Raw genomic sequence first — 12,885 nt, forward strand, 5'->3', positions numbered from 1 at the left:
GCCGACGAGTCGCTCCTTCCGACAGCCGTCGAGGAACTGCTGCGCTATCTCAGCATCGTCAACGCCTTCCCCGTTCGCATCGCGCTGGAGGACGTGGTCGTCGGCGGTGTCACCGTCAAGGCGGGCCAGTCCGTGGCAGTCTCGGTCCCGGCGGTCAACCGGGACCCGGCACTGGTGGACGACCCCGGCACGCTCGACGTCGGGCGCCCCCGCAGCAGCCATCTGGCCTTTGGATATGGCATCCATCAGTGCCTCGGTCAGCATCTGGCCAGGATCGAGCTGGTGTCGGGCTACCGCGGGCTGATCCGCCGGTTCCCGGGGCTGCGGCTCGCCGTGCCCCCGGAGGAGGTCCGGATGCGCAGCGACATGATCATCTACGGAGCGCATGAACTGCCCGTCACCTGGTGACAACGCCGGACACGACCCGGCCCCCCATACGGCGCCGAAACAGGCCCGCCTCCGCACAGCCGAAATCATCACATGACCTTCACACACACGGAGTTCATGTGATGATTCGGTGACCCCGGTCCGTCCGGGCCGGGGGTGTGGAGGGGAAATACACGTGAAGTCAACGACCTTCAGATCCGCCGTGGGGGCGGTGCTGACGGCGGCCCTGTCCGCCGTGGTCCTGCCCGCCTCCGCCGCGAGCGCGGCGGAGGGCCCGGCGGCGGCCGGCACCGTGGACACCGCGACCGCGCAGTCCTTCGGGCGCCTGGCCGACGCGGTGCTGACCCAGCGCACGGCGGCGCTGCTGGACACCAAGGAGTCGGTGCGGCGCGCGGCCCCGCTCGCCGATAAGAACGTCCGTCTGTCGGCCCGCCAGACCCGGGCCGAGGACGCCGCGCTGTCCACGCTGCGCTCACGCAAGGCGCGGCTCGCGGCCCTGGGCGAGGCGTACACATCCGCCGACACCCGGGTGGCGGTGGACCGGGTGCGGGTCGAGGCCGGGCACGCCACCGTCCAGGCCACCGAGACCACGACGCTGGCCTACAAGAAGATACGCGGCGACGAGCCCGCGACGACCGGCTTCCAGGCGCACCACCGGCTGAGCTTCGCCGCCACCGCGGACGGGAAGTGGCAGCTCACCGGCCTCACCTCGACCACAGACGGCCCGCTGGCGGTCAACGAGCCCGCCAAGGTGCCGGTGGCGGCCAGGACGACGGCCCTGCCCGATGCGACGCCCGCCGCCATCTCGGTGCCGTCCCGGCCGCAGACGAAGCCCGCCGGAAGCTACGACTACGCGGCGATGGCCTCGTACGCCGAGAAGTACTGGCAGAACTACAACCCCGCCTACCGGAAGTTCAACGAGGCCGGTGGCGACTGCACCAACTTCGTCAGCCAGGCCCTGAAGGCCGGTGGCTGGGCCAACAAGTCCGGCGACGCCGAGGACTACCGGAGCTGGTGGTACGACACCTCGTACCAGTCGACGTCCTGGGTCGGCGCCAACGAGTGGTCGTGGTTCACGCTGGACTCCAAGCGCGCCACCAACCTGGCGAACGTCTACTACATGGGCGTCGGCGACGTCATGCAGATGGACTTCGACAAGGACGGGTCCAAGGACCACACCATGGTCGTCACCTACCGGAGCTCCAGCGGGGTCCCGTATCTGACCTACCACTCGGTCAACACCTACCGGAGGTCCGTGGCCAGCATCATCGCCTCGTACCCGACCTCGGCCTACTACGCCTACCGCACCTGAGCCCGCCTCCCCGTGGCGGTGGACCCCGCCCCTCCCGGGGGGCCACCGCATTTGCCCCCGGCCCGGGGCGGTATGTCACAGTGGACCGCCCCTCCCTTCTCCTCGACCCGCCGAAAGTGATGCAGTCCACGACGTTCCCTCCCCGCACCGCGGATCTGTTCACCCAGGGCCTGGAGGACCGCCCGGGCTCCGCCCTGCTGCGTTTCGGCGCGGCGCGCCGACGTCCGGCCGGCCGGCTGAGCTGGTCCGGCCCCGGAGCCGTGGCCTGGCTCGACGGCTCCCGGGGCCATGTGTGGAGCGTCGGGAAGCCGGTGGCCGCCGCCGGGCTGGTGCTGGGCGCGGCACAGCGCCTGCCCGACGAGGTGAGGGAGTTCACGGGGCCCCGCGGCACCGACGCCCTGGTCGCCCGCCATCTGCCGCTGGCCGATGTGGTCGAGTGGGTCTTCCGCTGGACACCGGACGAGCCGCCCGTCCATCCGGGTGAGGAGCGGGTGGTCGAGCTCGGCGAACACCATCACGAGGAGCTGCTGGCCTTCCTCCGGGAGCACAGCCCGGGCCATTCGACCGGTCCCGGCTCCTCGGGTATCAGCCTATGGGCCGGGATCCGGGACGAGGACGGGCGGCTGGTGGCCTGCGGCGCCCTCAGCAGCCTGCGGGACAGCGGCGCCCCGCTGATGGCGTCGGTGGCGACCGACGCCCGGCAGCGCGGCCAGGGGCTCGGCGCGGCGCTGACCTCCTGGCTCACCCGGTACGCCGTACGCAGGCACGGCTTCTGCACCCTGTGGCAGCTCGCCGACAACGCCCCCGCCGAACGGCTCTACACCCGCCTCGGCTACCGCAACGAGGACCTCTGCGTGGCCGCGCGGATCGCCGCGCACTGAGCCCGACACCTCGATCCCGAATCCCGGCGCACACCGGCCAGCGGCCGACCCCGTGATGTGATGTCCGCACGGTGTTCACCCGACGGACACCGAAGCAACGTCAGCACGCCTGCGTACACACACGTCTTCGAGCCGCGAGAGATGGAGTGACGCCATGCCGGGCGCCCTGTCACGACGTACCGCCCTGTCCTTCCTGGGAGGGGCGATGGCCGTCGCCGCCACCGGCGGGGGCGGATGGCCGGCGGCCGCGGCCGAGCCCGCCTCCGGCACCGGATCCGCGCCCGGTCCCGGCACCGGATCCGCGCCCGGTCCCGGGAGCGGTCCCGCGGCCTCCCTGGTGGACTCCCTCATCGGCCGGATGACGCTCGAGGAGAAGGTCTCCCTGCTGCACGGCGCGAAGGATCCCCTGAGCCTCGGGCAGGCGGGCTACATCCCCGGTGTCCCCCGGCTCGGCATTCCACCGCTGCGCCTCGCCGACGGGCCCGCCGGGGTACGGGTCACCCGGCGGGCCACCGCGCTGCCCGCGCCGGTGCTGCTCGCCTCCGCCTTCGACCCGGCCCTGGCGCGGGAGTACGGGCGCACCATCGGGCGCGAGGGCCGCGCGCTGGACCAGGATGTGCTGCTCTCCCCCATGGTCAATCTCATCCGCACCCCGTACGCCGGGCGCAACTTCGAGACCTTCGGCGAGGACCCCCTGCTCGCATCCGAGCTGGTGGCCGAGGAGGTCCGTGGCATCCAGGGCGAGGGCCTGATCGCCACCGTCAAGCACTTCGCCCTGAACAACCAGGAGTACGAGCGGGAGTCGATCGATGTCGTCGTCGACGAGCGGACGATGCGGGAGACGGAGCTGCCCGGCTTCGAGGCGGCCGTACGGGCGGGCGCGGGGGCGGTCATGGGCGCGTACAACAAGGTCAACGGGGCCTTCGCCTGCGAGAGCGAGCCGCTGCTGACCGGAGTGCTGCGCGAGGACTGGGGCTTCGACGGCTGGGTGATGACCGACTGGCACGCCGCCCACAGCACCGTGGCGGCCCTCGGCGCCGGGCTCGACATGGAGATGCCCGACGGCAAGTACTTGGGCGCGGCCCTGCTCAGGGCGGTGGCCGACGGGACCGTACCGGAGGCCGAGGTGGACCGCGCGGCCGGCCGCGTCCTGACCGTCATGGACCGCTTCGGCCTGCTGGACGGCGAGGCCCCGCCACGGCCCGGACGAGGCCCCGGGGCCGGGGCGCGCACCGCGCTGAAGGTGGCGACGGCGGGCGGCATCCTGCTGCGCAATGAGCACCGCACACTGCCGCTGACCGGGCCCGCCGCCCGGTCGATCGCCGTCGTCGGGCCCGCCGGTGTCATCCCCTTCGTCAGTGGCGGCGGCAGCGCCCATGTGGTCCCCGACCACCCCGCGAGCCCACTGGAGGCGATGCGCGAGCGCGCCGGGAAGGGGGCCCGGGTGGACTACGCCCTGGGCGAGGACGTGTTCGGCAAGAAGCTCCCCGCCGCCATGCTCTCCCCGGCCACCGGGTTGGACGAGCGGAAGGTGGCGGCGGGGAAGAGCTGGAGCTACGACGGCACCCTCACCACCGCCGAGGCCGATGAGTGGACGTTCGTCCTGCACTTCACTGGCCCGCCCACCGGCCGCCCGAAAGTCCTGCTGGACGGCGAGGAGCTGTTTGCGTTCCGGCCCGGCCTGGGCGAGTACTTCACCGGTGGCTTCCTCAGCGCCGCCCCGGACGGGCTCGCCGTGCGCCGGGCGGCCGTCGCGCTGACGGCGGGTGAGCACCGGCTGAAGGTCACTGCCAAGGGTGGCGGGAAGGGGCTGGCCTTCCGGCTGCGCCACACCACCTCCGCCACTCGCGCCGCCGATGTCGCCGAGGCCGTGCGCGCCGCCCGCGCCGCGCACAGTGTGGTGCTCTTCGCCCACGAGGACGCCACCGAGGGCAGGGACCGCACCACCATCGCCCTCCCCGGCCATCAGAACGCGCTGATCGCCGCCGTCACCGAGGCCAACCCGCGCACCACCGTGGTTCTCAACACCTCCTCGTGCACCTCGATGCCCTGGCTGGACCGCACCGGCGCCGTCCTCCAGATGTACTACCCGGGCCAGGAGGGCGCCGCCGCCACCACCGCCCTGCTCTTCGGCGACGCCAACCCCAGCGGGCGGCTCACCCAGACCTTCCCCGTCTCCGACGACCGCCATCCGATGGCCGAAGACCCCCGGCGCTACCCCGGGGTGGACGGCCGTGAGGAGTACTCCGAGGGCATCCGGGTCGGCTATCGCTGGTACGACGCCGAGGGTGTGCGGCCGCTCTTCCCCTTCGGCCACGGCCTGTCGTACACCGCCTTCGCCTATGCGGGGCTGCGGCTGCGAAGACACGGAAGCGGGCTGGAGGCGGACTTCACCGTGCGCAACACCGGGCGGCGGGCCGGGGCGGAGGTGGCCCAGGTGTATGTGGGGCCCTCCCCCGAGCTGCCGCTCGACCAGGCCGAGCGGGCCCTGGCCGGATTCCGGCGGATCCATCTGCGGCCCGGTGAGGCGCGGCAGGTGACGGTGCGGGTGGCCGCCCGGACGCTGTCCTCCTGGGACACCGAACGGCATGGCTGGGTGCTGGGCACCGGGCGCCGGACCGTGGAAGTGGGCTCCTCCTCCCGCGATCCGCGGCTGCGCGGGCAGATCGAGGTCCGCCACGGGGCCTAGACCGGTGGCGGCCGGAAGCCCAGTCGGCCGTGGTCGCAAGCCCCGTGGCCGTGGCCGGAGATCCCGTCGCCCTTGGTCGAAGTCCCGTCGCTCGTGGCCGCCTTCGCATACGACGACTACGCTAGTATGACGCGTGTGCAACTAATGGCGCACGCAATCATTAAGGCATCGACGAAGGAGCGCCGTGCAGATCGACCTTTCCGGTAGGACCGCCCTGGTCACCGGCTCCACGCAGGGCATCGGATTCGCCATCGCCGCCGGCCTGGCGCGGGCGGGCGCCCGTGTCGCCATCAACGGGCGCCGGCAGGAGTCCGTCGAAGCCGCCATCCAGAAGCTGGAGGAGGACACGGAGGGCGGCTCGTTCATCCCCGCCCCCGGCGACATCACATCCGAGGACGGCGCCCGTGAGGTCACCGGCGCCGTGCCGGACACCGATGTCCTGATCAACAACCTCGGCATCTTCGGGGCCACTCCGGCGCTGGAGATCAGCGACGAGGAGTGGCGGCGCTATTTCGAGGTGAACGTCCTGGCCTCCGTCCGGATGATCCGGAGCCTGCTGCCCGGGATGAAGGAACGCTCATGGGGCCGGATCGTGAACGTCGCCAGTGACTCCGCCGTCGCCATCCCGGCCGAGATGATCCACTACGGGATGTCGAAGACCGCGCTGCTCGCGGTCACCCGTGGCTTCGCCAAGGAGGCCGCCGGTACGGGCGTCACCGTCAACTCGCTGATCGCCGGGCCGACCCACACCGGAGGCGTCGAGGACTTCGTGTACGAACTGGTGGACCCGGAGCTGCCCTGGGACGAGGCCCAGCGGGAGTTCATGGCCAAGTACCGGCCGCAGTCGCTGCTCCAACGGCTCATCGAGCCCGAGGAGATCGCCAACATGGCGGTCTACCTCAGCTCGCCGCTCGCCTCGGCCACCACCGGCGGAGCCGTGCGTGCCGACGGCGGCTACGTCGACTCGATCCTCCCCTGACGCGGGCGTCACCCGCTCCCCCGGGCCCCGAAACGGGACCCGGGGAGCACCTCAACGGGGGACACCTCAGCGGGGCCGGGGCATCACATCGGGGCATCGCACCGGGCCACCACCCGGTAGGCGTTGGACACCTTCCCCCACCCCGCCAGCGGCTTGAGCAACAGCCGGTCCAGCGTGGTCGCGAGGATCAGCGCGGGGACGGCCGCGAGCAGCAGCGCACAGCGCAGCAGCCAGCGCGCCCGGCCGGGCGGTCGCGGCAGCGAGGGGGCGTCATCCGGCGGGATGACCGCGTTCACCGACAGCCACACGGCCCCCAGCAGATCGACCGTGTCGGACGGTGCGCGGTGCTCCTCGGCGATGACGGTGAAGCCGAGCGCGTCCAGTTCCTTCCGGAGGTTCGCCACCGGCAGGAAGTGCAGATGCTGGGGCTGGAGCCAGGGCAGCCAGAAGCGGCCGAGCAGCCGGGCGAACCAGCACTCCGGATCGGGCACCTCGATCAGCAGATGGCCACCGGGGCGCAACGCCCGCCGGGCCGCGCGGAGTTCGGCGCGGGGATCGGTGCTGTGCTCCAGATAGTGGAACATGCTCACCACGTCGTAGCTCCCGGCCAGGCTCTCCTCGGCCAGCTCGGGGAAGCTGCCACGGATGCCCCGGTCTACGCGCCCCGTCCGCTCGGCCAGTTCGACGCCGTCGGTGAAGTCCAGTCCGTCGAAGCGGGTGCCGGGGAAGACGGTACGGGCCACCGCGGGGAAGTGGCCGTGTCCCGTGCCGACATCGAGCCAGGTCTTCGGGGGCTCGGCGGAGGGCCCCTGGAACATCGCACGCCGCCGGTACACCTTGTCCCGCCCGGCGAAGATGTTGCCGAGCTCGATCTCCCCCATTCCGTCGTAGAAGTCGCGGTAGTAGAACTCCAGACCGTCGCCGTTCAGCCTGGGGTTCTGAAAGACATGGCGGCACTCGGCACACGCGTCGAGCGTGAAGCGGCCCGGTTTGCTCTGGTAGCGGTCCCTGGTGCGCAGCCGCCGCTTCAGCCGCGTCGAGCCGCACCACGGGCAGTCGGTACGACGCGGTTCGAAGAACCGCCCGGTGCCCCGCGCCAGATCGGCCTGGTAGCGGGGGCGCAGCGCGGCGACGGTCTCGGCGCGCGACGGCTTCGCGGGCGTACGTGGTGCGTCGGACGTGCGGCTCATCGGTCCCCCTCGGGAGTCGGCGTGGCATGGCCACCGGTCTTCGTGGCCAGCGCTTCCAGATGTCCGGCTGCCGCGACGGCCCCGCCCGCCGCGCGGAACGAGGCCCCCACGCCCTCGGCGGCGACGCGGTACCCCGGCTCGTACAGGACGGTGTCGAGCGCCTCGCCGAGCCCGGCCGCCCTCGCCCGGCCGAACCTGACCCGGACGCCCGCGCCCGCGTCCACCACCTGCGCGGCCACCACCGGCTGGTCGTCCCGGATGGGGGCGACGACGAGCGGTACGCCGTGCCACAGGGTTTCGCAGACCGTGTTGTGGCCCGCGTGGCACACCACCGCGCTCACCCTTTTCAGCAGGGGGAGTTGCGGGACGTAGCGGCACACCAGGACATCCTTGTCGTCCGGGGTATCCGGGGTATCCAGGACGTCCGGGGTGAGTACGCCCTCCGGGTCGACGATGACCGTCTGGAAGCGACCGGCCCGGGCCCGTACGGCCGCCCGGCACTCGGTGAGGAAACGCGCCCCGGCATCGGTGTTCGCGGTGCCGAGCGTGACCAGGACGGCGGGGCGCGCGGGGTCCAGCCACTCCCAGGGGAAGTCCGTCGTGGCCGGCCGCTCGGCGATCGACGGCCCCACGTAACGGATGCGGTCGCCCGCCCGGGCCGGTCGTCCGGCCAGCTCCTCGGTGGTGAAGGCCAGGACCAGCTCCGGTGAGAACCGGGGATCGGCCGTGCCCGCCGGATCGCCGATCCGGCCCCGTACCTCGTCCATTTGCCCGGCCAGCCAGGCGTCGATCTTGGGCAGACCGTCCAGCGCGCCCGTGAACTCCGCCGAGGTGGTGGCGGATGTGGCCCAGCGCATCCCGAGCCGTTCGGCCACCAGTCCGCCCGCCACGGTCTGCTGGTCGGCGATCACCACATCGGGGCGGAACTCCTCGATGGCCTTGGCCACGCCCGGGGCCATGGCCTCGGCGAGCGGCACCAGGAACCGCTCCCACAGGAACCTCAGCGCCGCCGGGCCGCGGACGTCCGGTGGCCGGCCCGCCCCGCCCTCGCCCAGCACCGGCCCGGCACAGCGGTAGACCATCGCCCCCTGCCCGGTCAGCCGCCCGACGACCTCGGGCATCCCGGCCCAGGCCACCTGGTGTCCCCGGGCGGTCAGTTCGGCCGCGACGCCGAGGGTGGGGTTGACGTGGCCGACCAGTGGCGGCACGACGAAGAGAAAGCGACGGGGTATGCGGGGTGGGGCTGCCTGCGTTCTGCTGGGTTCGCTCATGAGGCATCGGCCTCCAGGGGCGCATCCACCGCCGGGGCGCCGGTGCCCAGGACGCCGGTGGCCGGGTCGCACCCGTGGATCCAGGAGAGCAGCAGTTCGCGGATGCGGGTGGGCGCCTCGGCGAGGACCGAATGCCCCTGTCCGGGCAGGACGACGGTCCGGGTGCCGGGCAGCACCGACTCCAGCCACCGCTCCTGCCCGGCGAGTTCGGAATCGGCGCCGTAGACGGCCAGCACCGGGCAGCGCACCGCGCCGATCTGCTCCTCGCTCACCACCCGGCTCTCCGGTACGTCCTCGGCGATGGTGGTCGTACGCACCAGGCGGGCGGCCGACTTGGCCAGCCGTGCGGTGTGGGCGCCCCGGTTGGCGCTGACCCAGGCCAGCGACTCGGCCTCATGCACCACCAGTTCGGCGACGACGCGCCGGAGGATTCCGCTGATCTCGGTCAGCCAGCTCTCGGTGGCGGGTTGCGCCTCGATCACCGCGATCCCGGCCACCCGCTCCGGATGGCGCATGGCGTAGGCGAACGCCACCGTTCCGCCGAAGCAGTTACCCACCAGATGGACGGGGCCTGCGATGTCCAGCCGGTCGAGCAGCCGCTCCAGATCGGTGACGAACGTGTCCAGCCGGTAGCCGGAGCCGGGGCGCTCGCTGCGGCCGTGTCCCCGCTGGTCGTACATCACCACCTCCAGCCCGGCGGCGGCGAGGCCCGGGGCCACCGTGAAGTACCAACTGGCGAGGGAGTCGGTGAGCAGACCGTGGATGAGCACGGCGATGGCGGTGGGCGGACGGCCGTCGGGCGGGGACAGCCGCTGGACATGCAGTCGGACGCCGTCCGGCCCGGTATCCGGACCGTCGTGATCCGTGGCGTGGTCCGCGTCGTCGCCCGTACCGCTGCCTGTGCCGCTGCCTGTGCCGCTGTTCGTGCCGTCGCAGGTGTCGCGGCCGGTGTCGATCATCGCCATGGGTCAGCTCTCCCCGGCTGCCCTGAGGCTCCGGACGACGTATTCGACGAGCTGTCCCACGGCGAGGTCGATGATCTCGTCCAACTCCAGGCCCGCCACGAACTCGGCGAAGTTGACCTGTCTGCCGTACCGGGCCTCCAGGCCACTGGCCAGCGCCACCAGGTCGATGCTCTCCAGCTCCAGATCCTGGGTGAAGCGGGTTTCCATGGTGACCTCGATGTCGTCGAGGCCGTATTCGTCGAGCATCGTCCGGAGCATCCTGGATATCTCCGCGAGCACGGCCGGTGCGTCGTCGGAAGGCGCGTCGGTGGCGGGTGCCGTGGCGGTCTGATTGACGGTGGTCACTGATCGCTCTCCTCGTCCTGTTCCTGGTGGTCCGGGCCGGTCGTCCAGGCCACGGCGTAGTCCCGGTCCGGCAGTCCGGGCGGGTTGGCGATGGTGATGCAGTGGACCTGGTAGCGGCGCGGGCGCTGCCCGGGGGCGGTGGCCGCCACCTCGACGATGAGCCGGACCGTCGGTGCCGGGTCGGAGTGCTCGGCTTCCGGCCGTACCTCGGCGATGGTGAGGTCACCTGGCCGGTCGCGCGGGCCGGTGCCCTCCGCCGAGGCGACCGCCTGCTTCGCGGCCCGGCCAAACGCGGTCGCGAGGGCGTGGTCGTCGCGGTCGGCCACCTCCTCCATGGCGATACCGGGGCCCGGGGCGCCGTGTGCACGCGGCACCACCAGGGCGACCCCGGCCTCCGCCCGGTGTGCCAGCGCGAGGGCCAGTTCGGGCAGGGTCCGGCCGTGGACGCCGATGGCGTACGGGCGTCCACGGGCGTCGTCGCGTATGCCGATCTCGGCGGGAAAGACCGGGCCTTCGCCGTGGTCCCAGAGCCATCGCCGTACGGCGTCCTTGGCCGCGATCCTGCCCAGCAGCCACTGTCTGCGGCCACGTGGCGGCTGGTGTTCATAGCCGATGCGCTCGTGGCTGCCCAGGTGGTTACGCATGATCAGATCGCGGGAGGCCAGATCGGGCCAGCGCTCATGCAGCAGTACCCAGCCGCCCGGCTGGGGCCGGGAGAGCGTGTTGCGCTGTGGGAAGCGCTCCACGGGGCGGGTGTCGGGGTGGTTGTCGAACCGGCGGTCCTGCCAGCCGGACAGCTCCGCCCACACCTCTCCGCCGATCAGCAACTGCGCGTCGGCCTCCAGCGCGGTATCGGTCAGCGAGGTGATCCTGATCAGGCACTCCACCGGTGTGCCGGGACTCGGATGCGGGCCGAAGAAGCGCATCAGACGCATGCCGACCGGGAAGACCACGGTCCGTTCGGTGCGGGTCGCCATGATCCAGTAGCCGAGGAGCTGTCCTACGTTGTCCAGCAGCGCTCCGGGCGCGGGGGGCGTGGTGATCGTGCCGCGGATATGCGCATCGCCGATCGCGGTGAGCGCGGTGAGCCCCTGGAATGCCGGGCCGTGGAACATCCAGCGCTCGGCGTAGACGAGATGTGCGGTGTGGTCGGGGCCGCGCTCGGTGGCGGGGTCGATGGGCCAGGGGGTGGGGCGGGCCGCGGGGTGGCGGGGAGCGACTTCCACGGTGGCGCGGGCGCTGCGGCCGAAGGTGGCGGTGTAGTGGCCCGCCGAGGCGGGCGTCGCGGTGACGGGGACGGTGCTGGGGGGTGCCGCCGTCACCCACTGGTCGAAGCGGGCGCCGTGAACTGCGACGGCCACGGCGCCTCCGGCCGTGTGCTCCGCCGCCGTGTGCTCCGCCGTGTCCATCAGGTGCTGGACGATGGTGGTGGCCGGGACCACGGGCCAGCGGTCCGACTCATCGGGCCAGCCGGGGCGTTGCGGGAAGAAGCAGTGGTCATGGAGGTAGGGCATGGTCTCGGTGGAGACCCGCAGATCGTGGGTGCGCGGGGTCGGTGGGCGGCTCGCCGCGATGACCGCTGTCGCGGTGGTGGCGGTCTCGTCCAGCAGGGCGTTGAGTTCGGCTTCCCACAACGGTGGTGGGCCATCGTTCAGCGGGGCGGGGCGGGTCGGCACCACCCGACCCGCAACCGGCGACGGCGACCGAGCACCACGGCGCGGCCCCGCTTCCCGAGGCACCGCTCGCGATAGTTCATCGCGCAATTCACTCAGCCTCGGTTCGCCGAGGGAGACCAGTGAACCGTTCAGGTCCAGCGCCACCGGAGGAAGCGTGGGTGTGGGGCGCGAGGCTTTACGCGACAGCGTGGGGTCCACCTCCGCCCCCTCCGTCCACAGCGCCGTGGCCACGCGGCGGAGCTGGGACACCCCGTCGCGGTGGGGGGAGTTGGCGGCCACCACCAAGTGGTCGCGACCGTGCAGCGTATCGCCGATGAGCGACCCGAGCTGGCCCGTGCCGACCTGGACGAACGCGCGGAACCCCGCCTCGTACAGGGCCTCGGTCAGCAGCCGGAAGCGCACCGGCTCCAGCAGGTGGCGGATGAACAGCTCGCGCACTTCCGCCTCGGTCGCCGGATACGGTGCGGCGGTCGTCCCGGACCAGACGGGGATCCTGGGTGGCAGCAGCAGCTCGAAGCGTTCCGTCACGGCGCGGATGGGGTCGAGGTAGGGCGCCAGCATCGGAGTGTGGAAACCGGACTGGAAGGGCAGAAGCTGGGCGATCACGCCCTCGGCGCGCAGGGCCCGGACGAACTCCTCGACATCGTCGCGCGGTCCGCACACCATCGACTGGCTGGGCGCGTTGTCGTGCGAGAGCACGATCCGGCCGTCCGCCCGCGCCTTCAGCTCCGCGAGCACCCGTGGCGCACCGGCGCCGAGGACGGCGAAGGCCAGACCGGGTACTCGCAGCGCGTCGGGGTCGAAGGAATCGAGGAAGGCGTCGACCTCCTCGCCCGCGTAGAGGCCGCCCACGGCCAGTGCGGTCCACTCCCCCACGCTGTGGCCGGCCACCGCGTCCGGTACGACCCCCATCCGCCGCAGCGCCGCGTCCAGCAGCCGGCCGACGCCGAAGACACCGACGCCATGGCGGCCGATGTCGCCCACGCGGGCCGCCGCGCCGAAGCGGTCCCCGGCGGGGCGGGAGAGCCCGAAGTACTCGGCGACACCGTCCACGCGGGGGACGAACTCGGCTTCGAGGCCGGGGAAGACGAAGGCGAGCTTTCCCGTGGCCGCCTTTCCCGCAGCCGTCTTTCCCGTGGCTCCCGGGCCCGTCGCCGCCGGGCCCGTGGCCGCCGGGCCCGTGGCCGCCG

Annotated in this window: 10 protein-coding genes; 5 read left to right on the top strand and 5 right to left on the bottom strand. The window is 72.4% G+C overall.

Annotated elements, in window-relative coordinates; genetic code table 11:
- The 5 genes from KN815_RS31110 to KN815_RS31130 all read left to right on the top strand — a co-directional run.
- The coding region (locus KN815_RS31110; protein ID WP_216345202.1) for a cytochrome P450 at positions 1-408 on the top strand (408 nt) is incomplete at its 5' end.
- A 154-nt stretch (positions 409-562) separates the two neighbouring features.
- Entirely contained in the window at positions 563-1,699 is a 1,137-nt protein-coding gene (locus tag KN815_RS31115; protein ID WP_216345203.1) for an amidase domain-containing protein, read from the top strand.
- Positions 1,700-1,818: 119 nt separating this feature from the next.
- Positions 1,819-2,580 carry a GNAT family N-acetyltransferase gene (locus KN815_RS31120; RefSeq protein WP_216345204.1) on the top strand — a complete coding sequence of 254 codons (762 nt, stop codon included), beginning with the start codon at positions 1,819-1,821 and terminating at the stop codon, positions 2,578-2,580.
- Positions 2,581-2,734: 154 nt separating this feature from the next.
- Positions 2,735-5,269 (top strand): beta-glucosidase, encoded by a 2,535-nt coding sequence (locus KN815_RS31125; protein ID WP_216345205.1) that lies wholly within the window; start codon positions 2,735-2,737, stop codon positions 5,267-5,269.
- A gap of 184 nt (positions 5,270-5,453) precedes the next feature.
- Positions 5,454-6,248: an SDR family NAD(P)-dependent oxidoreductase gene (locus tag KN815_RS31130; protein WP_216345206.1), complete on the top strand. Its 795-nt coding sequence runs from the start codon at positions 5,454-5,456 to the stop codon at positions 6,246-6,248.
- Between the two features lie 83 nt (positions 6,249-6,331).
- On the opposite strand, the gene KN815_RS31135 is transcribed toward KN815_RS31130, so the two are convergent.
- The 5 genes from KN815_RS31135 to KN815_RS31155 form a co-directional block, all read right to left on the bottom strand.
- Positions 6,332-7,438, bottom strand: a complete 1,107-nt coding sequence (locus KN815_RS31135; RefSeq protein WP_216345207.1) for a class I SAM-dependent methyltransferase — start codon at positions 7,436-7,438, stop codon at positions 6,332-6,334.
- Positions 7,435-8,709 (bottom strand): glycosyltransferase, encoded by a 1,275-nt coding sequence (locus KN815_RS31140; RefSeq protein ID WP_216345208.1) that lies wholly within the window; start codon positions 8,707-8,709, stop codon positions 7,435-7,437. Before KN815_RS31140 ends, KN815_RS31135 begins: the two co-directional genes overlap by 4 nt.
- Complete coding sequence (locus KN815_RS31145) at positions 8,706-9,674, bottom strand: alpha/beta fold hydrolase (protein ID WP_216345209.1); 969 nt, start codon at positions 9,672-9,674, stop codon at positions 8,706-8,708. Before KN815_RS31145 ends, KN815_RS31140 begins: the two co-directional genes overlap by 4 nt.
- 3 nt (positions 9,675-9,677) lie before the next feature.
- Positions 9,678-10,019 (bottom strand): acyl carrier protein, encoded by a 342-nt coding sequence (locus KN815_RS31150; protein ID WP_216345210.1) that lies wholly within the window; start codon positions 10,017-10,019, stop codon positions 9,678-9,680.
- Positions 10,016-12,885, bottom strand: a 2,870-nt coding sequence (locus tag KN815_RS31155) for an acyltransferase domain-containing protein (protein WP_216345211.1), incomplete at its 5' end; no start/stop codon positions are given. The genes KN815_RS31155 and KN815_RS31150, both read right to left, overlap by 4 nt.

The sequence above is a fragment of the Streptomyces niphimycinicus genome, from assembly GCF_018883605.1.
Classification (GTDB): domain Bacteria; phylum Actinomycetota; class Actinomycetes; order Streptomycetales; family Streptomycetaceae; genus Streptomyces; species Streptomyces niphimycinicus.

What these genes read in the sequence shown, in the direction of transcription:
- KN815_RS31120 (WP_216345204.1), top strand. Translation starts at nt 1,819, where the DNA reads ATGCAGTCCACGACGTTCCCTCCCCGCACCGCGGATCTGTTCACCCAG.
- KN815_RS31125 (WP_216345205.1), top strand. Translation starts at nt 2,735, where the DNA reads ATGCCGGGCGCCCTGTCACGACGTACCGCCCTGTCCTTCCTGGGAGGG.
- KN815_RS31135 (WP_216345207.1), bottom strand. Translation starts at nt 7,438, where the DNA reads ATGAGCCGCACGTCCGACGCACCACGTACGCCCGCGAAGCCGTCGCGC.
- KN815_RS31140 (WP_216345208.1), bottom strand. Translation starts at nt 8,709, where the DNA reads ATGAGCGAACCCAGCAGAACGCAGGCAGCCCCACCCCGCATACCCCGT.
- KN815_RS31145 (WP_216345209.1), bottom strand. Translation starts at nt 9,674, where the DNA reads ATGGCGATGATCGACACCGGCCGCGACACCTGCGACGGCACGAACAGC.